Source organism: Limnobacter sp., from assembly GCF_046297615.1.
Classification (GTDB): Bacteria; Pseudomonadota; Gammaproteobacteria; order Burkholderiales; family Burkholderiaceae_B; genus Limnobacter.
In genome coordinates, this window is the sequence record NZ_JBKBHM010000004.1 from 326,026 (window position 1) to 349,901 (window position 23,876).

General features: G+C 53.3%; 21 protein-coding genes and 3 tRNA genes. 11 read left to right on the forward strand and 13 right to left on the reverse strand.

Features of this window, described 5'->3' with window-relative positions; all coding sequences use genetic code 11:
* Positions 1–49: 49 nt before the first annotated feature.
* From ACK4FF_RS10540 to tnpC, 6 genes are all read left to right on the forward strand, one after another.
* Complete coding sequence (locus tag ACK4FF_RS10540) at positions 50–940, forward strand: hypothetical protein (protein ID WP_409708597.1); 891 nt, start codon at positions 50–52, stop codon at positions 938–940.
* A gap of 8 nt (positions 941–948) precedes the next feature.
* Complete coding sequence (locus tag ACK4FF_RS10545; protein ID WP_409708600.1) at positions 949–2,916, forward strand: hypothetical protein; 1,968 nt, start codon at positions 949–951, stop codon at positions 2,914–2,916.
* Positions 2,917–2,919: 3 nt separating this feature from the next.
* Positions 2,920–3,813 (forward strand): hypothetical protein, encoded by an 894-nt coding sequence (locus ACK4FF_RS10550; RefSeq protein ID WP_409708603.1) that lies wholly within the window; start codon positions 2,920–2,922, stop codon positions 3,811–3,813.
* A gap of 193 nt (positions 3,814–4,006) precedes the next feature.
* The gene (locus tag ACK4FF_RS10555) at positions 4,007–4,366 is read left to right on the forward strand and encodes a transposase (RefSeq protein WP_409708606.1); all 360 of its coding nucleotides are present in this window, start codon (positions 4,007–4,009) and stop codon (positions 4,364–4,366) included.
* A gap of 20 nt (positions 4,367–4,386) precedes the next feature.
* On the forward strand, positions 4,387–4,701 hold the full coding sequence (gene tnpB / locus ACK4FF_RS10560) for an IS66 family insertion sequence element accessory protein TnpB (protein ID WP_409708610.1): 315 nt from the start codon (positions 4,387–4,389) through the stop codon (positions 4,699–4,701).
* A 59-nt stretch (positions 4,702–4,760) separates the two neighbouring features.
* Entirely contained in the window at positions 4,761–6,359 is a 1,599-nt protein-coding gene (gene tnpC / locus ACK4FF_RS10565) for an IS66 family transposase (protein ID WP_409708739.1), read from the forward strand.
* Here the strand turns inward: tnpC and ACK4FF_RS10570 are convergent.
* The 7 genes from ACK4FF_RS10570 to ACK4FF_RS10600 all read right to left on the reverse strand — a co-directional run bounded on the left by ACK4FF_RS10570 (position 6,356) and on the right by ACK4FF_RS10600 (position 11,044).
* Positions 6,356–6,913 (reverse strand): DUF6933 domain-containing protein, encoded by a 558-nt coding sequence (locus ACK4FF_RS10570; RefSeq protein WP_409708613.1) that lies wholly within the window; start codon positions 6,911–6,913, stop codon positions 6,356–6,358. The genes tnpC and ACK4FF_RS10570 overlap by 4 nt on opposite strands.
* A 93-nt stretch (positions 6,914–7,006) precedes the next feature.
* Positions 7,007–7,435 carry a pyrophosphatase gene (locus ACK4FF_RS10575; RefSeq protein ID WP_409708616.1) on the reverse strand — a complete coding sequence of 143 codons (429 nt, stop codon included), beginning with the start codon at positions 7,433–7,435 and terminating at the stop codon, positions 7,007–7,009.
* Positions 7,436–7,609: 174 nt separating this feature from the next.
* Positions 7,610–7,843 (reverse strand): hypothetical protein, encoded by a 234-nt coding sequence (locus tag ACK4FF_RS10580; protein ID WP_409708619.1) that lies wholly within the window; start codon positions 7,841–7,843, stop codon positions 7,610–7,612.
* Positions 7,844–8,480: 637 nt separating this feature from the next.
* Positions 8,481–8,556, reverse strand: a tRNA-His gene (locus tag ACK4FF_RS10585).
* A 26-nt stretch (positions 8,557–8,582) separates the two neighbouring features.
* Positions 8,583–8,659: transfer RNA gene (locus ACK4FF_RS10590), tRNA-Arg, on the reverse strand.
* Between the two features lie 148 nt (positions 8,660–8,807).
* On the reverse strand, positions 8,808–9,623 hold the full coding sequence (locus ACK4FF_RS10595; protein WP_409708622.1) for a D-hexose-6-phosphate mutarotase: 816 nt from the start codon (positions 9,621–9,623) through the stop codon (positions 8,808–8,810).
* A gap of 5 nt (positions 9,624–9,628) precedes the next feature.
* Positions 9,629–11,044, reverse strand: coding sequence for a mannose-1-phosphate guanylyltransferase/mannose-6-phosphate isomerase (locus tag ACK4FF_RS10600; RefSeq protein ID WP_409708625.1), 1,416 nt, complete (start codon positions 11,042–11,044; stop codon positions 9,629–9,631).
* A gap of 162 nt (positions 11,045–11,206) precedes the next feature.
* Here ACK4FF_RS10600 and ACK4FF_RS10605 point away from each other — a divergent pair, with 162 nt between their 5' ends.
* On the forward strand, positions 11,207–12,010 hold the full coding sequence (locus tag ACK4FF_RS10605) for a GNAT family N-acetyltransferase (RefSeq protein WP_409708628.1): 804 nt from the start codon (positions 11,207–11,209) through the stop codon (positions 12,008–12,010).
* On the opposite strand, the gene cysQ is transcribed toward ACK4FF_RS10605, so the two are convergent.
* The gene (gene cysQ / locus ACK4FF_RS10610) at positions 11,985–12,788 is read right to left on the reverse strand and encodes a 3'(2'),5'-bisphosphate nucleotidase CysQ (RefSeq protein WP_409708631.1); all 804 of its coding nucleotides are present in this window, start codon (positions 12,786–12,788) and stop codon (positions 11,985–11,987) included. The genes ACK4FF_RS10605 and cysQ overlap by 26 nt on opposite strands.
* Before the next feature lie 72 nt (positions 12,789–12,860).
* Here cysQ and ACK4FF_RS10615 point away from each other — a divergent pair, with 72 nt between their 5' ends.
* The gene (locus tag ACK4FF_RS10615) at positions 12,861–14,096 is read left to right on the forward strand and encodes a glycosyltransferase family 4 protein (protein WP_409708634.1); all 1,236 of its coding nucleotides are present in this window, start codon (positions 12,861–12,863) and stop codon (positions 14,094–14,096) included.
* A 31-nt stretch (positions 14,097–14,127) separates the two neighbouring features.
* Here the strand turns inward: ACK4FF_RS10615 and ACK4FF_RS10620 are convergent.
* From ACK4FF_RS10620 to ACK4FF_RS10630, 3 genes are all read right to left on the reverse strand, one after another.
* Positions 14,128–14,204, reverse strand: a tRNA-Pro gene (locus ACK4FF_RS10620).
* Positions 14,205–14,280: 76 nt separating this feature from the next.
* Entirely contained in the window at positions 14,281–15,627 is a 1,347-nt protein-coding gene (glmM, locus tag ACK4FF_RS10625) for a phosphoglucosamine mutase (RefSeq protein ID WP_409708637.1), read from the reverse strand.
* Between the two features lie 49 nt (positions 15,628–15,676).
* Positions 15,677–17,266, reverse strand: coding sequence for a hypothetical protein (locus ACK4FF_RS10630; RefSeq protein ID WP_409708640.1), 1,590 nt, complete (start codon positions 17,264–17,266; stop codon positions 15,677–15,679).
* 216 nt (positions 17,267–17,482) lie between these two features.
* On the opposite strand from ACK4FF_RS10630, the gene ACK4FF_RS10635 reads away from it, so the two are divergent.
* Positions 17,483–18,298, forward strand: coding sequence for a hypothetical protein (locus ACK4FF_RS10635; RefSeq protein WP_409708643.1), 816 nt, complete (start codon positions 17,483–17,485; stop codon positions 18,296–18,298).
* A 51-nt stretch (positions 18,299–18,349) separates the two neighbouring features.
* Positions 18,350–20,104: a hypothetical protein gene (locus ACK4FF_RS10640; RefSeq protein WP_409708646.1), complete on the forward strand. Its 1,755-nt coding sequence runs from the start codon at positions 18,350–18,352 to the stop codon at positions 20,102–20,104.
* Position 20,105: 1 nt separating this feature from the next.
* On the opposite strand, the gene galE is transcribed toward ACK4FF_RS10640, so the two are convergent.
* Entirely contained in the window at positions 20,106–21,110 is a 1,005-nt protein-coding gene (galE, locus tag ACK4FF_RS10645; protein ID WP_409708649.1) for a UDP-glucose 4-epimerase GalE, read from the reverse strand.
* 200 nt (positions 21,111–21,310) lie between these two features.
* Positions 21,311–22,603 carry a glycosyltransferase family 2 protein gene (locus ACK4FF_RS10650; RefSeq protein WP_409708652.1) on the reverse strand — a complete coding sequence of 431 codons (1,293 nt, stop codon included), beginning with the start codon at positions 22,601–22,603 and terminating at the stop codon, positions 21,311–21,313.
* Positions 22,604–22,782: 179 nt separating this feature from the next.
* On the opposite strand from ACK4FF_RS10650, the gene ACK4FF_RS10655 reads away from it, so the two are divergent.
* A complete protein-coding gene (locus tag ACK4FF_RS10655) occupies positions 22,783–23,817 on the forward strand; it encodes a hypothetical protein (RefSeq protein WP_409708655.1) in 1,035 nt (344 codons plus the stop codon).
* Positions 23,818–23,876: the final 59 nt, after the last annotated feature.

Here is a 23,876-nt window from a genome sequence, read left to right on the forward strand (position 1 = left end):
GTGCGAGATATTTATCTAGCAATTATCTTTCGGATATCGGGGTATCCGCATGAGCTTTGAACTTCCTAATGATAGCCAGTTCGATCAGCTTGCATTAGAGAAAGCGGTGCGTTCACTCAATAAAACCGGAGTGCGCCGTTCGCCCCTTACACTTGAGAGGGTAAGGGCGTGGGTCAATCAATTTGAGCTTGAAGAGGAAAAATCTCTTGCTTGGCTAATTCTTCGCCACCTTGTCTACAGAACAGGGCCTCAACTAGAGTCTAGTCTTCGACAGGCACTGAAAAATGCTGCTACACATTTCTTAATGACGTCACCAAATTTTTCTGAGGCAAACTGGAAAGATTTGTTAGCTGGGAAAATTTCTGCGCTCAAAGTCTTTTGTGGCCCTCCAGTGGGTGAATACACACCGCCAGGCAAGAGCGGAGAGGTAATTACGAGAGCTGTTAATAGAGCCTACGGTGTTAACAAGTGGTACCCACAGGATGCTCGAACTCTACAAGATGATGAACGGTATTTAATTGTAGATGACGGTGCATACACTGGAGAGCAATTGATCCGATTTCTTGAGGGCTGGAGGGATAGCTATCTAGATGGCAAGGTAGCGATTGTCGTGGGACTTGCGCATCAAAAAGCAGTTGAAGCTTTAAAGCATCGATATCCAGAAGTGCCTTTATTCGCAGGAGAAATCCTAACAGAGAAAAATGGATTAAGCCACATCAGTGACCGGTGGATACAGGACAAGCAGTGGCCGTACAGTGAATCTACCCCTCTGAGTGTTTATCATTCTATTTACTCGAGGAAAGGGGCGTTTACCACCTATGCGCCGGACGGTTTTGGCTCCCTTGGACTGATGGTTGCCTTTGAGCACGGTATTCCCGACGACTCCCTACAACTCTTATGGGATAAGTCAGCTAGCTGGACCCCCCTTCTTGAGAGATGAGTGAAACGATGAGTATCAAGGACACTGCTAAGCTTGCAAAAACCCGTGCCGAAGAACACGATGCCGATGTGTGGGGGGAATTTTTTATACCTCCTTATTTTGATCAACTGCAACTTAAGGAATCGACCAAATCAACATACATAACTGGAAAGCGTGGTTGTGGAAAAACTATGCTTTTGAAGTACTTTGATTATCACACTGCATTCTCTCCGAAAAGAACAGAGATCCCTGCTGAAGAAATCAAACACGTAGGAATTTATTGGAGGGTTGACACTCAGTTTTGTAGTTCTATGAGAAACCGAGGATTTGATGAAGCTGAGTGGGGTGTCGCCTTTGAAGGTTACTTCGGGCTAGTTATTGCAGTTGAGCTAATCCGAGCTGTTCACGCGATCGCGATTAGCGCTTTTCCCAATTTTGATATTGCTAAATTTAATCAATTGGTTCTACCAAGTGCTGCTGATTTCATTTCAGATTTTCCGATTAATGCAAAAGCTCTTATGGGACATCTGGAGAAAGTTCGGCGCAGTTACAGCACATGGGTTTCCAACGTTCAATCCATCACTCGCCCTGTCTTACCTCCTGGAAGAGATTTCATTGCTGCGTTAGTTCAAGACCTACGAGCAACATCTGGATTAGAAAAATTTTGCTTATACGTCTATGTAGATGAAGTGGAGAACTTAGTTTCATATCAGCGACGGGTTCTAAATTCGCTACTTAAACATAGCCAAAATCCAGTTATAGTGAATTTCACTTCTAAAGAACATCCAACAGAAAATCAGACCTCAGGCCCAGAATCTATCAATGCCACTCACGATTACCGCTTGATTGATCTCGATAAGTTGTTAGGAACAGCCGCACGCCCCGTATTTTTTGCAGAAGTATATTTAGGTAATCTAAATATTGCGGAGATGAATTTTGAGAGTGATTTGCTCGAAACCGTACGATCTCCGCTCAGGTTGAAAGAACGTATGGAAAAGAGCTATCAGGAAAAAGTTCTTCAGGACATGAGAACTCGTTTCCCTACAAAGACGGAAAAAGAATTTGCAGCCGAGGCTGTTTATGATGATCGGATCAAATCAAAATTGAATGAACGTATCGAGAGAGCTCTTCATCAACGAACTACTTCGCTAACTCTCAATGATTTCCTTAACGTGAGCGCAGTGCCCGAAGCTGTTGTTGTAATTCCAGCGCTGTTAAATAGGAAAACAGTTACTCCAGAGCAAGTCCTTGAAGAGTTAATGAAATACAATAACGATCGGACAGGCTCATTTGAAACGAGCTGGATTCACAACAACTTATTTGGCTCGTTGCTAGAGCTATATCGACCGTACGGAAGAGAATGCCCTTTGTATAGCGGATTTGATACGTTGTGCACCATGGCGAATAATAATTTGCGCAACTTTCTCATTCTTTGCTATAAAACTCTCGAAGTTGCGGAGTTACGTGATCTTTTAACTATTCCGCATCCTATCGAGGTTCAATGCAGGGCTGCGTATGACGCCGCTGACCAGTTGATTAGGGAGATCAAAACATTCGGTCCTTTTGGTGAGCAGCTGCGTGTATTCACACTGCGCCTTGGAAGTATCTTCAGGATGCTTCAAGCAAGTCCTGCCATGAGCGAGCCTGAGCAGAATCAAATTACAATTAATTCGGGTAATCGTTCGTTGGTGGATAACGAACGCCTGTTCATTAGTGAGCTACTCAAATACGCGATTCTTATCGAACAGTTTGAAACAAAAACTAAAGGAAGCGTTGGGAAGGACATTGTAGATTATCAACTTAATCCCATTTACGCTCCATATTTTCAAATTAGCTATCGAAGGAAACGAAAAATTGAGCTCTCGATAGAGCAGTTTCATGTCTTGGCAATGGGCACAGAAGGGGAATATAGAGAACTCGCACGAGAATTTGCACGCTACGAAGCTCTATCAGGAGGTCAATTGGATTCTGGATCATCACAACTTGAATTACTCTGACCCATGTTAATCCAATTTCAGACATTTACTGGCGCTACTGCTGAGGCACTTGGTATTGGTGAGCAAATAACGCTTTTGCATGGGTCTGCTGTGGATGAGCGAGGGCAGCTCGCTATTGAAGCGTGGGGGCAAAATTGCACCAGAGTACTTGCTGAGTATTACGTTGACGAGATGTCTATCTCTATTGGCGGCGCGGTTTCTGATGTGGATGACATCATTAGGTTGATAGCTGATTATGAACCGTCGAAAATAGTGCTGGAAGCTACAACTCTTGGATTTGCTGAACTTTTTGCTCTGGTTAGTGGTTTGATAGAAATCAATGCAGATCAGATTGATATCGTATATGTTGAGCCAGAGAACTATACACGTACGCGTCCTGGTGGCGACCAATTTGCCTTATCGGAGACTACTCAGGGCTACAAGCCCATACCAAGGTCAGTAGTTGATCTGAGTAGTGATGATTTGGAAGCTGGTGTTTTTTTTCTTGGATTTGAACCTGAGAGATTAGATCGTGCTTTGGAGGAACATCAGATGATTGCGGGAAAAGAGATCAAAGTTGTCTTCGGGATTCCTGCATATCATCCCGGCTGGGAGCTCGATTCCATAATCCCTCATCTTCCGCGCTTACAACAGGGAGAGCTGGAGGTTGATTACTGTTCTGCAAATGATCCGGAAGCCGCTTTTGACAGTCTGGAGCGCACTCGCGCCTCGCTTAGTGTGGGCAAGAGAATGTTTGTCGCACCGATCGGTCCTAAGCCTTGTGGAATTGCGGCAGCAATATTTGCCAGCGCATATCCAACGCAGGTAGGAATACTCTTTGACCATCCAAGAAGAAGTCCTAAGCGGAGCGATGGTGCGCTAGTTTGGCATCGATATAAAATCAGAATTACAAGATGAGTCGGAAATAATATTAAGAAGTGCACCCACATTTATAAAGTAAGCGCTTTTTTCCACTTCAGACCATAGATAAAGGGAAATTCTTTTATTCTGCGAATTCGTTTGTCGATAGTAAGCCCCCAGCAAACCCATCTTGAATGCGGATAATGCGTCGATAGATCATAGTGTCCACCAAGAACTTAGTGGACACTTTATGGACCTGGATCAATCTAAACCCAGACGGGTACGAGTGCACCGTACGGCCGAATTCAAATCTCGGCTAGTCAAACTAGCCTGTGCACCAGGCGCCTCTATGGCTGGCGTTGCTGTCGCACATGGAGTGAATCCGAATTTACTGCGACGATGGCTTCGTGAATCAGGGTCGTTATCCGTGCCCGCCCAGTTTGTGCCAGTGGTGCTTGAGAGTTTGCCTCGCTCTTCACCGCAAATTGCAGCGTCAGCTTCCGATCGGATCGAAGTCAACATCGATCGCGGTGATGTGCGTATCGCATTCAAAGTCGATCCATCGCAAATGGTTGAGCTTGGCCAAGTACTGCGCGAGGTGTTGCGTTGATTCGTGTGGATGCCATTTGGATGAGCACCGCACCATGCGACATGAGAAGCGGCATGGACACTTTGATGAACCAGATCATTGCCGTGTTTGGTGCAGCCCAAGCCAACAATGCCTATTTGTTTGCAAACCGCGGCGCCAACCGAATGAAGGTAATTGTTCATGACGGCTTTGGTGTGTGGTTGTGCAGCCGTAGGCTTCACAAAGGCAGTTTCAATTGGGGCAAATCGATCGAATCAGATGCGTCGGTCACACTGTCCACTGAGCAATTCAACGCCCTGATCGTGGGGCTACCCTGGCAGCGTCTCGGCGAATATTCCAGCATCAAATGCATGTGAATTTCAATTGGCAAGATTGCCAATAGTGAGCATTGGCGGCTTGTGGCAACATGTTGCTCATGATGACAGCGCCTACACCAGAACAGATTACAACGATGGACGCGGACCAACTGCGCGCCATGCTATTGAATCAAATCGAAGTGAATTCAGCATTGCAGACTGTGAACGCTGAACTCCAGGTGGTGGTGAAGTACAAGGATGCGGTCATCTCCAAGATCACGCTCGAACTAGCCCTTCACAAGCGGTTCCGGTTCAGCAAAAAAGCCGAAGCGCTGACAGTTGAACAATGCCACCTGTTTGATGAAACACTGGATGGCCACACAGCCCAGATCGAGCAGGAAGAACTGGACAAGCTGCCCGAGCAGGACAGAGAAGTCGTTGTTAGAAACCTCAAGCCCAAACGCAAACCTCTGCCGCCTGAACTGCCCCGCACCGAGATTCGTCATGAACCCGATTCAACCCTGTGCAAATGTGGCTGTCAATTAAAGCGCATTGGAGAAGATGTGGCCGAGAAACTGGACTACCAGCCTGGCACCTTCAGCGTAGAGCGCCACATTCGTGGCAAGTGGGTGTGTGACACCTGTGAGATCTTGATTCAAGCTCCAGTGCCTGCACATGTGATCGACAAAGGCATGGCCACCACCAATTTGTTGGCTCAAGTGCTGGTGAATAAATTTGCTGATCACCTGCCGCTGTACCGGCAAGAGCAGATGTTTGACCGCACGGGCTACAAACTATCGGCCAGCACCATGGGCTCGTGGGTGGGTCAGTGTGGCGCAGCCTTGCAGCCTTTGATCGATGCGCTTCGCACACAAATCCTGCAGCAAGGCGTGCTGCATGCGGACGAAACGCCGATCACCATGTTGTGTGCCAAACAGGCGCTTAAGACCGGCTCGGCCAGCAAGAAAGCTTACCTGTGGGCCTACTCCACCACGCAACACGCCGACATCAAAGCCGTGGTGTTTGACTTCGCTGAAGGCCGAAGTGGGCAACATGCCAAGGCCTTTCTGGATGGCTGGAACGCTACGCTGATCTGTGATGATTACCAAGGCTACAAAGCCTTGATTAAAGACAACCAGATTACCGAAGCTGCCTGTATGGCCCATGCACGGCGCAAGTTCTTTGAGCTGTTTGCTGCCAACAAGAGCCACATTGCCCAAGCGGCCCTGAAACAGTTCAATGCCATTTACGCCATTGAGGCGCAGTTGCAAGACATGCCACCCGATGAACGACACCATCAACGGCAAACCGAAATAAAATCGTTGATGGACAAACTTCGACAATGGTTGCTCGACCACAAGATCAAGGTGCCCGACGGGTCGGGCACGATGAAGACCATTGATTACAGCTTGAAACGCTGGGATGCTCTGTGCATATTCCTAAATGATCCACACACGCCGATCGACAACAACTGGGTGGAGAACCAGATCCGTCCTGTCGCGGTGGGGCGCAAGAATTGGCTGTTTGCCGGAAGCCTGCGCTCGGGCCAGCGCAATGCAGCCATTATGAGCTTGGTGCAATCGGCCAAACTCAATGGGCTGAATCCTCTGGAGTATCTGAAGGATGTGATGGATCGACTGCCTACACAGCCGTACAGCAGGATCAACGAACTACTGCCGCACAACTGGAAATCAGCACCGGCATCAACCGAGAGTTAGTGTTTGGTCTCTGGATTGCCCAGCTTGGCCTGCACCGCATCCCAAGCATGAGCCCACTGCAAAGTTCGTTGAGGCATCGAATTCATCTTCAAGATGATGTCGGTCAGGTTGCAGGAGTGCAGGCCGCCACCCACCTCGATTATTGCTCGGTAACAAACAACCAAATCATTGAGTACGCCCAGCACACTTCGACTGTCCGTCTTGGCAAATAAGCCCGAATGATAAGGAGTCAGTACCGTGTCGATGGCCGCATCAGAATAGCCCCTCATCTCCAACAGTTGGGCGATGCCGGCCAGCATCATGTTGGGCAAAGTCTTGGCTGTCACTGGCTTCTTACCCTGATACATGATGAAAGAGAGGTACGTATTCTCACTCATGAACACAAAACAGTTGTGCCGCCCAACCTTGAATCGATTGATGTACCAATTGCCCAGCGGCGCGGTTGAAGGTTGAGCCTGGGCCAGCGATCCCTTGGACAGTTTCAAAACCTTCTGAATCTCGGCGGTGCATTTCAAATAAAGCATCGGATGGTGGGCCTGAGCCAGAACAAACATGCCGGCAGTTTAAGCAATGCGAGACGGAATTTCCAAATCCAGGTCAAGACGGGTTGGCTGGGGGCTTACTGTCGATATGACCAGCTAATGGAACTATTTGCTTAGAGACTCGAGAAGCTCTTTGATACGCGACTCGGGTTTCCAGTAGTTGGGACCTTTGAGAAATTTTCCGTTCGCATCATACATGGGGGTACCGTCGGCACTAAGCTTACTCTCGTTGCTATCCATAATGATACCGAGCACTTCCTCGAGGGGGAGACCGTATTTAAGAGCCTCAGAACGACAATAAACTATAATATCTCCTAATAAATCAGCGATGGCCACTGCTATATCTAGAGTTGTAGCGCCAGACTCCGCTGCGGTGACAATCTCGTCAATTTCACTGACTTCTTCGAACAATATTTCTTTGAATTTTTTGAGTTGATCGGCGATATCGTTAGGCAGTGCTGGTTTGTTGTGAGATGGCAACCGATACATCGCATTCATTTCGGCTATGCGATCTGAAAAACTCTTTGCACCCAATCTTCAATCCTACTTCGGATAATTGAAATTGTTGAGCCAAATCCAAACAACTTGGGCATTTGAGGCGTTCATCGATTCAAAAAGTGCCAATAGTCTGTGGTTACCCAGTAAACTTTGCCTTCGAAAAATTTAGGTACTAAAAAGTCGTTCACTAGGATCTTAAATTTTTTTTGCTCAGAAGGAAAAGCCTGTTTTGGCAGAGGGGTCACCTTGACCAATACACAATGCAAAAGACATTGCCGCAACAATTTTGATAAAAAATTGCTTTAAAACGGATTGTTTAAAATCTTTTGTCTTTACAGTTTTTATTGACGGATGTGGCTTCATTTTTCTCTCCTTTGCAGATTGTTGAAATACAGATGAACCAGAAAGATAAATCTCAGAAGTCACAGCAACGTCTACTGACATTGATATTTGCGGAATCGAACCACACACACTACCCATCTGCCAAAACAGGCTCTATTTCATTATCCTCTCATCTAAATCAAAAATCAAAAAATCTCAGGAGCGCCTCATTTTGCGAAAAACTGACGACGTACTGATGAGTCCTTGTGTTGTTCGCATCAAAAACCTTCGCGAGTGTTTATACGTAAATGTGCCATTAAGTCGACTCAGCACGGCACGCCTCATTTGCCGGATAGTTTTTAAGCCGCAGTTTAGAAATTTGCTTCGCAAAAGCAGTGCATAAACTACAACTTAAACCCGCCCGAAAAATCGGTACAACCCTATATCGACCTATTGCCGCGCTGTAAAGCTTTATAAGCACACAGATCGCAAGACCGCTTCGGTTGATTAGCTACCCATGAGGTAGATAAATCCTTGGGCACACGTGTGCCCAGTTTACAACCAATACTCTTGTGCCTGCCGTGCCCACAATTTTGGGCACAAGATGGGCACAGACTGGGCACAGAACCACGATCAACCTGAGCAAGATTTGTTGAACTAGATTGCTTACCTAAGGTTTGGATAAAATTGGATTAAGTTAAGAGAATTCTAAAAAAACAAAAAGGACCTAGCGCTTCACAGCGCTAAGTCCTTGTATTTTTGGGGCGAGGTATGGGGCTCGAACCCACGACCCACGGAATCACAATCCGTTGCTCTACCAACTGAGCTAACCCCGCCACTGGGGAAACTTGTCTAAATTCTTTGGCCTGCCCGGAGGGGTTCGAACCCCCGACCCTCGGCTTAGAAGGCCGATGCTCTATCCAACTGAGCTACGGGCAGAATGCGGTGTAACTCGCAACATCAAGGGGCTAAGCCGGTTGACGCAGCCTGCTTGCGGCTAGAACATCTGTTTGCGGCCAGCGCTTGGTGCAAGCCCAATGCGCGTTCCAGCAAAGACCAAGATTCTAACCGTATAAAACGGGTTTAGTCAAGCCGTCACCTGAACCCGAAAGCTGCCCTCGAAGGTTTGGCCGGGCTCAAGCCTGCTGGGCCTGCACACCAGAACAGGTTCAATGCACACAAACCGCTGCCAATCCCCGTCTGGCAAGTCGGCCAGGGCCACAGCGCCCTGTTGACCCGGGTTCCAAACCATCCACTGGTCAAACCCTGTCATGCTCAGTTCAATGGTATGGCTGGGCGTTTTCAGCAGCACGGGGGCGGCGGTGTCGTACAGGCGTTCACACTCGGCCCCAGTCCATCGCACCGGGCGGTTGCCTTCGACAGCCCTTTCAGGCTGGTACCGGTCTTGCACCTTGGCGCCACTCAAGCCATGTAACTCGGTGGCCAGCAAATCATCGGTGGCCCAATAGGGGTGTAAGCCACCTGTCCAGGCAAACGCAGAACCACCCGTGTTTTCAACAGTCAGGCTCATCTCAAAACAATGTGGCTGTACATGGGCACTGAGCGTCAACCGCGCCGCATGTGGCCATTCGGGCCGCTCCGTTTGGCTCAGGTTCAACTGCTGAACCCAACGGCCTGCCGACGAATCTGTAGACCGCTCCTGCACCACCGTCCAAACCATGTCACGCGCCCAGCCGTGTTTCTTCAGCGGCCCACGGTCTGCAAACTGCGGAAACAGCACGGGCACACCACCGCGTGCGGGCGCGGTATTCAAGGTAGTGCGGCTCAGTGGCGACAGATAAAACAACTCATGTCCACCACAGGGCAAGGTCAACACCTGCGCACCCAAAGGCGACCATGCCATGGGGCCAGTGCTTTGCATGCGGCCTGCTTCAGGCTTCATGCGCGTTAAACCCGCCCGTAACGGTCTTCAAACCGCACAATGTCATCCTCACCCAGGTATGAACCCGACTGCACCTCAATCAACTCCAGCGGAATCACGCCTGGGTTTTCGAGGAAGTGCTTTTGCCCCACCGGAATGTAGCAGGACTCGTTCTCGGTCATCAGGAACTCTTTCTCATCAATCCGAACCCGGGCCGTGCCGGACACCACAATCCAGTGTTCAGCACGGTGGTGGTGCATTTGTAGCGACAGCTTTGCACCGGGTTTGACGGTAATTCGCTTCACCTGAAAACGTGTGCCCATGCCGATGGAGTCGTAGCTGCCCCAGGGGCGCGCCACTTCGCGGTGGTGCAGGTATTCCGAGCGTTTGAGGCTCTTAAGCTGCTCCACCACTTTCTTCACATCCTGGGCCTTGTCCTTGCTGGCCACCAACACGGCGTCGGCAGTTTCCACCACCACGATGTTGTCCACGCCCACGGTGGCCACCATGCGGCCTGTGGTTTTAACCAATGTGTTGTGGGTGGAGGTGGCCAACACGTCGCCCATCAGCACGTTGCCGTCGCTGTCTTTGGGGGACACTTCCCACACGGCGTCCCAAGCGCCCACGTCGCTCCAGGACAAATCCAGCGGTACCACTGCAGCCTTGGCGGTTTTTTCCATCACGGCGTAGTCAATGCTGTCCGAGGGGCTTTGTTCAAATTCGGTTTTGTCCAGGCGGAAGAAGTCGAGGTCGGCTTTACCGTTGTCGACCGAGGCCTTGACCGTGCTGTACATGGCTGGGGCCAGTGCCTGAAGCTCGGCCAGGTAGGTGGCCGCCTTGAACACGAACATGCCGCTGTTCCACAGGTAGGCTCCGCTGTCGATGAATTCCTGGGCCCGGGTTTCATTGGGCTTTTCGACGAAGCATTCAACTGGGGTGGCCTGTGCGGCTGCGGGTTGGGCAGCGGCTTTGATGTAGCCATAACCTGTGGATGGGAAGGTGGGCTTGACTCCGAAGGTGACCAGGGCGCCCTGTTCGGCGGCGGCCACCGCCACCGCTACGGCTTTGGAAAAGGCTTGGGCATCGGGAATCAGTTGGTCGGAGGGCATCACCAGCAGGGTGGACTGCGCATCGCGGTCCAAGGCACGAAAGGCCGCTGCGGCAATGGCTGGTGCTGTGTTGCGGGCCACAGGCTCGAGAATGATGTCGCCCAAGGGGGACTCCAGTTGCCGCACCTGTTCGGCCACCAAGAAGCGGTGGGCATCGTTGGCCACAAAAATGGGATCACCCCCCATGGCCACCTGCGCCCGGCGTATGGTGGACTGCAGCAGGGAATACTGGTCAACCAGCCGCAAAAACTGCTTGGGGTGTTGATCCCGGCTCAGGGGCCACAGGCGCGAGCCCGAGCCGCCGCAAAGAATGACTGGAATGACCTGACTCAAGGGCGCATCTCCGCAATGGGGTAAAAGGTCGGCTTGCGCCGTTCGCAGTGATTTTACCCGGATTATCCAGCAGCCCAAACCCGCAAGGGAAGGTGATGCCGTGTTGATGGCCTGTGGTTTGCCTCACAATAAAGCCATGACTGGCAGCCCACCAGAGAGACCATGCACGAACAACCCGTCGAATTGACCCCTTTGGACCTTCAAAATCGCCTTCAACAAGCCCGTCAGCTAATTAACGACGGCCAACGTGAACAGGCTTTTGCGCTGTTGCGCAATACCCTGCTGGCCCTGCAAGGGCAGGACACCAGCCACCTCAGCGACCCGATGCGTGCACTGCGGCGTTTGACCAACACCATTCACCCGGTGTGGTGGAATGAGTTGGGTGACCACCGGGTTCGCCTGCGGCGAACCAAGGCTGAGGACGCCGCCTTTTTCGCCCAGTTGTACGCTGATGATGATTGGGCACGGCGCTTTAACCGCCAACAACCCTGGAGTGGCAATCTCGCTCGTGCGCTGGACAATGCGGGCAAAAAGCCGCCACTGGAAACAGGCGATATTCAATGGATTGTCGAAACGCCGTTGGGTCAACGCCTCGGGCTGCTGTCGCTGTCCAGCCTGGACTGGGGCAACCGCAAGGCGGAAATTTCAATCGGCATGGTCAAAGGCGTGAGTGGGCGTGTCACCCTCAGTGCCTTTACACACGCCTTGCGGTTTGCCTTTGAGGCGGTGAATCTGAACAAGCTGTATGCGCAGGTTTACACCGACAACCCCCTACCCCGGGGACTGCTGCAACGCTTGGGCTTCATTGAGGAAGGGCTGCTTCGTGATCACTATTACCTGCCCCCGGGGCAGTTTCATGATGTCTGGGTTCTCGGGTTGACTCGCAAAGACTGGGACTCGAACCCGCATGTCAGAAAGGTAGCGCGGTACACCGACAGCCTTACACCGGCCACGGCAACTGCTTAAGCAAGCCCGGTTGGGCCAACACCAAAAAATCAGGGTTCAGCACTGGTCGGTCCAGCCCATAACGCAAGGGCAACCCATCTGGCCCCAGCAGCAGCCCGCCCGCTTCCTCGACAATCACCTGTCCGGCTGCGGTGTCCCATTGGCATGTAGGCCCCAAGCGCGGGTACACATCAGCCTGCCCTTGTGCCAGTCGGCAAAACTTCAAGGCACTGCCTGCTTCAACCGTGGTGTAAGGCACTTTGACAGCTCTGAACCAATCCAGCGTTCGGCCAGTAGTGGCGTGTGATCGGCTGGACAGCACACGCAGGGGGCTCAAAGGCACACCTTCTGCAGAATTCAGGCGCAAGGGGTGAGCCTGAGCGTTGGGCTGATACCAAGTGCCTGAACCCTTTACGGCCCAGAACATTTCACCGGTGACCGGCACATGAATCAGCCCAAGCACAGCCCTGCCCTGCTCAACCCACGCAATGTTCACCGTGAACTCGCCATTGCGATTCACAAACTCACGGGTGCCATCCAAGGGGTCAACCAGAAAAAAACAGGCTGCGTCCGCCTGCGCCGAACGGGACTCTTCAGACCACACAAACACACCGGGAAACAGGGATTCCAAGCCCTGACGAATCAGCGCATCCGACTGCAAATCCGCCTCGGTGAGGGGGGAATTGTCGTCTTTGTATTGCACGGCGCTGCTGTGTTCATAAACCTGCATGATGGCGTCGCCGGCTTGTCGGGCAATCTCGCACAGGGCTTGTATTGCCTTGGGTTCTGTCGGGTTCATATCACCACTCTTCCAGTGTCGATGCGCATGCTAATCTCTCAGCAATACACCTTACCCTATTCACAGAACAATATGTCCAAACGCTCCATCCTGTTCATCCATCAGAATTTTCCGGGCCAATTCAAACATGTCAGCCAAGCGCTGGCCGAACAGGGGCATTTGGTGGCTGCCTTGGCAATCACTGGCGCACAGGTGCCGGGCGTGAAAATGTTTCAGTACAAACCCAAGCGGGGCAACACGCCGAAGATTCACCCTTGGGTCATGGACATGGAAACCAAGGTGATTCGCGGTGAAGCGTGCATGCATGCCATGAAAGCCCTCAAGGAGAAAGGCCTGAAACCCGACCTGATTGTCTCCCACCCGGGCTGGGGCGAATCCATGTTCTGCAAGGATGTGTTTCCCGACACCCCACTGCTGAATTTCATCGAGTTCTACTACAACGCTTACGGGGCCGATTCGAATTTCGATCCGGAGTTTCAAAACCCAGACTTGGGCGCCAGTGCCAAAGTGCGCGCCAAGAATGCCAATAACCTGCTGGCGCTGGACAACATGGACTGGGGCCTGTCGCCCACGGAGTGGCAGAAAAGCACAGTACCCGATTTGTACAAGCCCCGCATCAAGGTGATCTTCGATGGCGTGGACACGGACTGGATTAAACCCGACGACGGGGCCGTGTACGAGAACGCCGCATTGGGCCTGAAGCTGGACAAATCCTGCGAGGTGGTGACTTTCATCAACCGCAACATGGAACCGTATCGGGGCTACCACCAATTCATGCGCGCGCTGCCCAAGCTGATGCGTGAACGCCCCAAGGCACAAGTCGTGATTGTGGGTGGCGATGAAGTGTCCTACGGTGCAGCACCGCCTGATGGCCAAACATGGAAGCAGATTTTTCTGGATGAAGTGAAAGACGCCATCGACCACACACGCCTGCACTACGTGGGGCGCGTCAGCCACACTGACTTGCTGCGCCTGTACCAAATCTCAAGCTGCCATGTGTACCTGACCTACCCGTTTGTGCTGTCGTGGAGCTGTGTTGAAGCCATGGCAGCCGGTTGTGCCATGGTGGCCAGCGATACACAACCCGTTCGGGAGTTCATCCAGCATGGCTACAACGGGCACTTGGTGGATTTCTTCGACCCAGACGCCCTGGCCAGCCAAGTGGCCGGCGTGCTGGCCAACCCCAAGGCACAACTTGGTTTAAGGGCCAATGCCCGAAAAACAGTGGTGGACCAGTACGACCTGAAGAAGCAGTGCCTGCCTGCGCAAATGAGGTTTTTGGATAGAATTAGCGCCACTAAACACTGATGTGTTTGGCTAGTTGTGCAGGGGGAGGAGATGGTCGGGGCAGTAGGATTCGAACCCACGACCCTCTGGTCCCAAACCAGATGCGCTACCAGACTGCGCTATGCCCCGACAGGCGAAGAAGCGGGACTATACCGGAAAAAACCGGGTTTTGTCAATTGCCCCCCGGTTCGGAAGGCCTTGCGCTTCACTGTGGCACTGGCAGCTTGGCCAGTATGCGGTCCACCATGGCATTGGCCAGGTCGGCGTCCACCGCCTCCACCATCACCCGCAACACAGGCTCGGTGCCCGAGGGGCGTACCAGAAGGCGCCCGCGACCCTTCAAGCTTGCTTGAACCTCCTCGCACATGGCCTGCACGGCATTGTCAGAGGACCAATCGTAACCCGCGGGCAAGCGGGCATTTTTCAGAACCTGGGGCATCATGCCCACGGGCTTGAGGATATCTGCGAGGGTTTGCCCACACCCCTGAATGGCGCTGAGCACCTGCAGGGCGCTGACAATGCCGTCGCCGGTGGAGTGGCAGTCCAGCACCAACAGATGGCCAGAACTTTCGCCACCCAACTGCCAGCCGCGTTCGTTGAGCTTTTCGAACACATAGCGGTCGCCCACCTTGGCGCGCTCAAAGGCAATATCCAATTTGCCCAGTGCCAGTTCCAGCCCCATGTTGGTCATCAGGGTGCCCACAACGCCGGGCACGGTCAGGCCAGCATTCAGGCGGGCCTGCACCAACGCAAACAGCAATTCATCGCCGTTGTAGATTCGGCCTGAACGGTCGACGCAGATCAACCGGTCCGCATCACCATCCAAGGCAAAACCATAGTCGGCGTTGTGTTCCACCACCGCTTTGGCAACGGTCTCGGGGTGAGTAGCGCCCACACCCTCGTTGATGTTCAGGCCATCAGGCTTGTCGGCCAACACCACCACCTGTGCGCCAAGCTCGCGAAACACCGAAGGGGCAATGTGGTACGCCGCGCCATTGGCGCAATCCACCACCAGCTTCAAACCACGCAGTTTGAGGTGGCGTGGGAAGGTGCTTTTGCAGAATTCAATGTAACGGCCAGCCGCGTCGGACAGGCGGCGGGCCTTGCCCAACTCCATGGACGACTTGCAGGGCGCATCCTGCGCCAACTGGGCTTCAATCTCCTCTTCCCATTCATCGGGCAATTTGGTGCCCTGGGCTGAAAAGAACTTGATGCCGTTGTCAGGGTAAGGGTTGTGGGAGGCGCTGATGACCACGCCCGCAGACATGTTCAAGGTGCGGGTGAGGTAGGCAATGGCTGCGGTGGGCATCGGCCCCACCAGCACAACATCCACCCCCACCGAGGTAAAACCTGCCTCAAGGCAGGATTCCAGCAGGTAGCCGCTGACGCGGGTGTCCTTGCCGATCAGCACGCTGGGGCGGCGGCCACTGGCCTCGTGGCGGGCCAGCACAGTACCAGCAGCCTGGCCGAGGCGAAGGATGAAATCGGGGGTCATGGGGCTTTGCCCCACAGTGCCGCGTATGCCGTCGGTGCCGAAATATTGTCTGCTCATGACAGGGGTCACTCGTTGAATCGTCGAATGCCCTGATTGTACCGGCAAGTCAGGCGGTGATGAGCTTCATGCGGGACAGCGCGATTTGTGTGTAGCTGTACACCAAGCGGCGCAGACGGCGGTTGTCCCGTTCATCGGTGAAATGAACACCGTTCGATTGCGACAGCACCGGCAAATGGAATTCAACAATGCCGGGCTCCGTATGGCGCACCACTTCGACAGGCTCGGTCAGGTAACGCGCCTCATCCACCACCTCAAAGCGAACCACCATGATGCTTTTGGGCGCAGCGTAGGGAATCATGCTGTCCCACAAAGGCTGCATGTCCTCAGCGGGTTCATCCTGCTTGGCCACGTGCAGCAGTATGCAGGGCTGGCGGCTGTCCAAGTCGGTTTGAAGCGCATGCACCGCATCCCGAAAAAACTCGGCATCCTTTTTTTCATACGGCTTGTGGTGGTTGAACACATACCGTATGCCAAAGTGATCGCGATAATACAGGTGATCGCAGGTGTTCGAGAACTTGTCCTGCTTTTCCGACTCGGGCACCTCGCGGAAATAACGAGGGTCCAAAAACGTGCGGAACCTGTCCCTGAACATGTGGGCTGCGTGGCAAAAACTGCCGATGGAGTGGATGCTGTAGCCCCCGTCGTACAAGTTGGGCAGCTCTTCAGGATTCGGATCAAACTCCAGTTTCAAACAGCGGTCAATGGCGGCAAACTCAGGCCGAACGCTGCGGACAGCCACCGAGTTTTGTAGCCAAGGCTGCAACACGTGGCGCTCAGCGGGTGCAATCATGAACAGCAATCGGTTGGACATGTCGCACAGGTGTTCGTGCAGGCCTGCTTTCAGGTCAGGCCGCAATTCACCAATCCGTTTGACCTCATCGATGTAGGCCAACAAACGCCCTGCGCCACACCATTGGGAATAGCGCTTGTTCAGCGTGTACCACTCCAATAACTCGCGGGCACCAAACTTCACGACCCATTGCATGTCATGGGCTTGCACCTGGACCGACAAACCCGGCAAATGCACCAAAGCGTGGGTCATGGTGATGTGGGTGCGCAACCAAAAGTCGACATGAACCACCATCTGGCAACCCGTGTGGAAACCGCCCATCAATTGAAAATGGGATTTGCGCACCACCAAACCCGTGAATGCACAGGGGTCGGCCAGGTTCCAATCGGGCTTGACGTCCTGAGGGGCCAACTGACCAACAACATTGCCTGTGGGGGTGCCGTCGCGGTTCTCGTGGGCAGGCGCGTAAAACACGGCACCTTTGGGGTAAAGGTCAAAGGCATTGGCCATGCGGGCCATGTAGGCTGGGCCCAGCGTATCGCCCGCACGCAAGAACAGCAAGAGGTCTTGAGGCGCGGCCATGGACACAATATTGATGGCCTCGGTGATACGGGCCAGTTCAATTTCACGCACGTGGGTGCGGACTCCCAACCTGGCCATCACCACCGATTCTTCATCGCTGGGGCCTGCCTGCGGCACATGCAGCACGAACAAATCACCCATGGAACCTGAGTGGTTCAGCAAGTCTTTCAAGGTGGGAAGCAGTGTCTGGGATGCGTGGGTTCGCACCAGAATGACCGCAAACTTGAGTGCTGGCCCCGGACCGGCGTGTAGTGCTGGCGTCACAACAATCGGATTCCTGTGGTGCGTTGGTTCAACATCTTGTACACACCAAGGTTAAATCAGCAACAATATTGAAACAAGCGTCAGCGGCTAAATTTTTAGGAGCCCCACCTCGAATTTAACAACATGCTACGCTTGTCGCAATTTGTGCCTAAACAAACTCTCTCAGCGAACCTTGTACGCCCTATGGATACGCGAAAACTTGAACAGCTTCTGTATATGAATATTGCGCAAACCCGGCGCTTGGCCAGCTACGAGGCGCGGCGGGAGATAGACGCAATCAGGGCGTCGCTGGCGGACAAACCGCAACGGCTGGAGCACTTTGGCTACAAGGTTTACAGTCAGAATGATGAGGATGGTGTTCTGGAAGAAATTTTCCGCAGGCTGGGCATAGAACAAGGCCGCTTCATCGAAATTGGTGTTGAAAACGGGCTGGAGTGCAATTCGCTGTTTTTGATACACAAAGGTTGGCGTGGCGCCTGGATTGATGGCAACCCGCAGCAAAAGGCAGTGATTGAAAGCCGCTTTGGTGACATTCTGCGCAATGGGCGTTTGAAACTGCACACCGGTTTTGTCACCGCCGAAAACATCAATGAACTTTTAAGCAACCTTAAACCCAGTGACGCCGAGTTGGACTTTTTGTCGATCGACATCGATGGCATGGACATCTACCTGTTGCAGGCACTCACCCACCGCCCGAAAGTCATTTGTATTGAATTCAACAGCAAGTTTCCTGCGCATGTGAGCAAACAACCGGTGTACAACCCCACAGGGGGCTGGCGGGGCACCGATTACATGGGTAGCAGCCTGCTGGCGTTGAGCAACACGGCACGTGGCAATGGCTACACCTTGGTGGGCAGCAATGTAGTCGGCATCAACGCATTTTTCGTGCGTGAGGATTTGGTGGCTGACCTGTTCCCTGACGCGGGCGATGTGCAGGCCCTGTATAACCCACCCCGCTATTGGCTCTGCCAGGACCATTTCAGCGTGATTGGTCACAAAGCCGACTTCGGGCCTTATGTGGACCTCACCTGACCGCCCGACGCCGTGAACACATTGCTGACCTTAAGGCACAGAGATGCGACCGTGAGCGCAAAACGCCTGCGCTGTGAACTACAAACACCCACCTTGGGCGGCCCCACCCCGCAAGGGAATGACGCTTTGACCGTCGCCGGCTGGGTGGCTTTATTGGCCCCTCCTGACATAAAACCCGAATTGTTGAGCCGTATTGATGGGCAAACCTGGCAACCCCTGGACAGTCAGCAAGGCCTTATCGCAGATCAACCAAAAGCCTGGAGCTTCAAACAAGCGCTAACAGCCCAGCACACAATACGGATTGCGGTGCGTTTGAACGATCAACTGATTCAACTGTTCCTGATCGCACTCAGCCCGGAAGGCTGCAAGAGCGTTTACGCCCAGCACCTTCAGGACCAATTAAGCGACGGTTGCACGCGGGTCAGCCCACTGTTGGCCCCCACTGACGGGCGCACACTGGGCAGCCACATTGCAGCCTATGCCAGCCGGTTGAACATACTGACCGAGCATGAATGGTTAACGAAGGCAGTCAGCCTGCCCGAGAGGTTGGCAGCACTGGTGAACAAGTACCGGCTGTATGTACGAACGCACCAAAATCTGGTTGATATGGTGAGCACACCAGCAGCACCCACACTGAAACACCCGGTGAGTGACAAACCAGCGACCGCCACCCACGGGGGGTATTTTCACTGGCACACCTTTTGGCTGCGGTTCAGCGACGGGGAAGAAAGTTTTTACATCATTCAGAAAGTGTCTGCGATAGATGGTGTATTCATCCCCTCACAAAACCTGCTTCTGAAGTTTCAGCATTTGGATTCGCTGGACGCCAGCCTTCTAATTGCAAACATCCTGAATGAATTGGACCTGCAGGTGCGCAAGGGTTACGGCAGCCACTTCGTGGGCTTCAATGTGAGCCACCCGCGCCCAGCCCACCTGCTGCAGGATGTGCTGCCGGGCTTGGCTGTGCTGGATGAACAGCAGCGCCTGAACAGCAATATCCCGATCAGCCTGTTGGCGGGTGGCGATTACCTCGAGCCCTCGCAGTGCTTTCCGGCCTTGGCCCCATCAAAAACAGTGAGCCTTCCTCTAGAGCCTGGGGCTTACCTCAGCTTGATGGGTGCGCCCATGACCTACAACCCGCCGGGCCAATTGCCGCCAAGCTTCTATCAGGCGCTGTTCAGTCGATTGGTCGGCATGGCTGAACGAAAAGAAGCGGACTGGACGGTGCGCCAGCAGATTCAATCGCAGGCTTATTTTGTCCTGTGGTTGGGCATCAGCGCACAAAAACGGGTGTGGTTGAACCAGTCGGAAGGGCTGGCCAAAGTGATCGCCCTGTTTCAGCGGCAATTTCCAAATTTGCTGGTGGCCTTCGACGGATGGACGGCGCCTGCGCGTCCTCTGCAGACTGACCTTGCAGAAATTCAACGAGACAGGTTGGTGATGATTGAGGTGCTGAACCGCCTGCCCGTGCGGCCTGCGCACGTGGACCTGATTGGCCAAACCATGTCGAAAAAAATTGCGGTGGCCCAATACGCCAACTTTTACTTCACCTCTGCACTGACAGGCTCGGTGTGGGTGTCACGAGCCTTTCAAAAGAAAGGCATTTTGCACATCAGCAACCCGCTACGAGACATCGCTGTTGAACACCAGGCCAACCCGCATGCCTTGTTGCTGCCGGCGAGCCTAGTTACAGAAGTGGACGCGGACAAAGCACCTCGGTTTGACTGCATCAATTACAGCATCGAACTAGAGGGCCTGATCGGCACCATCAAAGCTTTTACACCCGAGCTGGACTGGGGCCAGTAACTCAGACCACTTCGGTGTGAGCGACTGCTTTTTGCTCCCAATTCCAGACATGCTCAATAATAACTTTCAGATCGGCATAGCGCGGGGCCCAACCCAGCACTTCGCGGGCTGCGCTTGAGTCGGCCACCAAACGCGCAGGGTCGCCAGCCCGCCGGGGCCCGTCCACCACAGTGATAGTGCGGCCTGTGACTGCGGCCACAGCGTCAATCACTTCCTGCACGGAGAACCCGTTGCCGTTGCCCAGGTTGAAGGACTGGCTGGCCCCACCTTGCACCAAGTGTTTCACCGCCAACCAATGCGCATCGCACAGGTCGTTCACGTGGACGTAGTCGCGAATGCAGGTGCCATCAGGGGTGTCGTAGTCCCGCCCAAATACGCTGATGTTGGGCCTGCGGCCACTGGCGGCCTGAATCACCAGGGGAACCAGGTGGGTCTCGGGTTCGTGGCGTTCACCCAATTCTCCGTCAGGGTCAGCGCCTGCCGCGTTGAAGTAGCGAAACACCACACTTTTGAGGCCATAGGCATGTTCATAATCGGCCAACACCTGTTCCACCATGAGCTTGGTGCGCCCATAGGGGTTGATGGGTGATTGGGGGTGACGTTCGTCTATCGGGGTGTATTGCGGCTCGCCAAAGGTGGCTGCCGTGGAGGAGAACACGAAACGCTGAATACCGGCCCGGCGCATGGCGTCCAGAAGTACCAGGGTATTGGCCACATTGTTGTGGTAATACTTTGCTGGTTCGCGCACTGATTCGCCCACCTGAATCCAGGACGCGAAGTGCATGACGGCATCAAACTTCACGCGAGCAAACAACTCGTCCAGCAAAGCTGCATCGCCCAAGTCGCCCTCGATGAACTCACCGCACAACACGGCATCACGGTGACCTGCACTGAGGTTATCCAGTGTGAACACATTCACACCCTGCTGCCCCAACAGCTTAACCATGTGAGAGCCGATATAGCCAGCACCGCCGACCACGAGTACGTTCAATTTGTTCTGAGGCATGGATTGTTGAGCAACTGTAGGCGTGACAATTTACACTTCGCTACGTTAATGGAAGACTTTGCGCACTGCAACAGGATTCTATATAGTTTTCATATTAGAAAATCTAGAGACAGTCCAGCTAAACCTCCTGGAAATCTATGCTTAAAAAATGACAAATACCCCCTAATTGCTAGGTATGGGGTCATATGGACCTCCCGAATTCAAAGTTCGATGCTGGAGGAAATCGCCTTGAAAGCCACACCTGTCATGCGCAATTTGTGCAGCTCAGAAGGCGGAACATTCAAGCGGCAGGCAATGTGGTTGGCGGTGGTCGGTACGGTAATCAGCCCACGCAGCGACAGGCGGAAATTGCCTTGCTCTGGCAAGTCAAACGTTTTGACCTGCATGCCGTTGACGTGCATGGTTAATTGCGAGGCTGGTGGCAAGCCCCGGCTTTGCCCAAGCAGGTAGAGGCGGCGTATGAAACGGGCCCCGGAGATTTCAATATCGAAATTGGGTTGGTCCAATATCTGAGTGCCCGTCGAAGGGTCGCTGCGGCTGCCATGCACCTTGTGTGAAATGCCCTGCATGGACCCGACTTGCCCTTCATCCAGCACATGTCGCCAATGGTCCCGCTTGATAGTCAATTGAATATCGGCAATCCGCATGGCGGTCAACACAGGCAGTTCACGGGCATAGGGGGTCAACTCCCCTTCCAGGTCACCATTGAGCAAACCGGGCGCACCGGTGCGAATTTTGGCAGCCCAAAGTTCGGTCAATTCTTGGCGAAACTCGTCGTGCCAGCGGGTTTGCAGCAAACGACTGTTGGCTTCGCTTTGGGCCGATGCGGCTTTGCGAGTCAGGCTGACGTGGTGCAGCACCACACTGTCAAGGGCAACACGCACATCAAAACCCATGGCGCGAGCCTTCAAACACAGGTCCACATCTTCACAGCCATTCAGGTAGGTTTCATCAAAACCATCCAGCCGCAGAAATAGCTTGCGCCGAATCATCATGCACGCACCGGTAACCGCCCACCTGTTCGGCAAACGGCTGCCCCCCGCTTCAATCTGATGGATGTGTTCAAGTGCACCGTCCGCTTTTAAGCGGATACCCGCATGGTCAACCGTGCCATCGGCCACCCTGTATTGAACATTGCCCAACACGCCCAACGACTGGCCATGAAGGTTGAAGGCATCCAGCATGGGCTCGAGCCACCCCGGCCGATACACCAAATCATTGTTGGCCATCAGCAGCAAAGCCCCTTGCGCAGCGTGAGCGCCGGTGTTGGAGGCGTGGGCAAACCCCGAGTTGTGACTGAGAAAAACGCAGCGAATGCGAGGATCGTGAAGAGAGCGCAGCCAATGGGCTGTGTCGTCGGGTGATGCGTCATCGACGTACACAATTTCCACCGCCAGGTTGTCGGGCAAGGTGGCCAGCAGGCTGTCGTGCATTTCACGCGTTTCCTGCAATTTTCCGTGCAGCGGAATCACGATGCTGAGCAGAGGAATCACAGTGTATTGAACCAGATTCGAGTGAGTTTATTCACGATCAACTGCACCAGATTCGAGCGAAAGCGAAACAAAATTTAATATTTGCACTCATGTAGATCGAAAAGCGGAAACCGCAGTAATAATGACCATGTGGGAGACGATTCCAATAATTACAGAATAACACCGCCCCAGGAGTACTAGTGGACATTCTGCTTTCATCCACTACTTTCAGCAGACAATTACTTGTCTTCAAACTAGCACCACAGGTAGCTATCAGCCTACCCGTTGGGCAGGATTTCGACACGCAAGCCCGCATTGCAGGCGAAGCGGGGCCCCTGCCCGACCTGACTGTGCGGATGCGCGCCAATAGCGCGGCCGAATGGATGGTGGCCTTGCCTTGGTCGGCCACGCAAGCATTGTCAAAAGCGGATTCAAACCTTTCCTTGTTGGCGAACGGCCAATGGTTGTCGGTGGCCATTCCTTCGAACAGCCTGTTGCGAACCAACCGCCGCGACCTGAACTTTTTTGTGCACCAAGTGCGCAGCCCGGGTTCACGGAAATTCGATGTTCCCACCACCTTGTTTCTCGCCGAAGAAGCCTATGGCTGGTTGCCCAACGATCGGGGTGACCGCATGTCGGCCCTCATTGTGATGGTGTACCGCCTGCTGGACCAACCCGAACTGCAAACCCCCGAACAGAACACCTGGCTGGAAACGGAAATCAACTGGCATTTGGCCAACAGCACGGGCCCCCATTGCAATGTGGACAGCCGTTGGGGCTATTCGCTTCGGATTGCCTATTTCTACTGGCTGCTGGCCCACCAAGGCCCCGACGCTGCCGAAGCATTCATGCTGGAGCAACACAAACAGATTTCCGAAGCGTTTTCCATGGAATCGGTGCCGAATTTTTTCAAAATGGGGCTTGTGCTGGGTACTTTTGCCCTGTTGAAAAACGAACCCGGCCAAGTGACGCTGCTGTTGGACGCCATGAATGTGATGCTGCGCCAGGATGCGTTGTGGAAGACCCCAGTCAACTTTTTTCAGTCACTGGACCGCAAAAACCTGATTGCGAATTATCATGAAGTATTCAAGTTGGCCATCATGCTGGAGCCCGCACGGCTCAAACGTGAATGGGTCAGCGACCATGACATGATTATTGACACTACTTTTATTGGTGACCCTGGCCGCCAGCTTGTTCGGCGATTGCTTCAGGAACGGGGTATCAAATTCAAATAAGGCCCTTGCGGCACTTTATTGGCTTTTAGTGATCGGCTTTTACGACAAGGTTGGCTTTA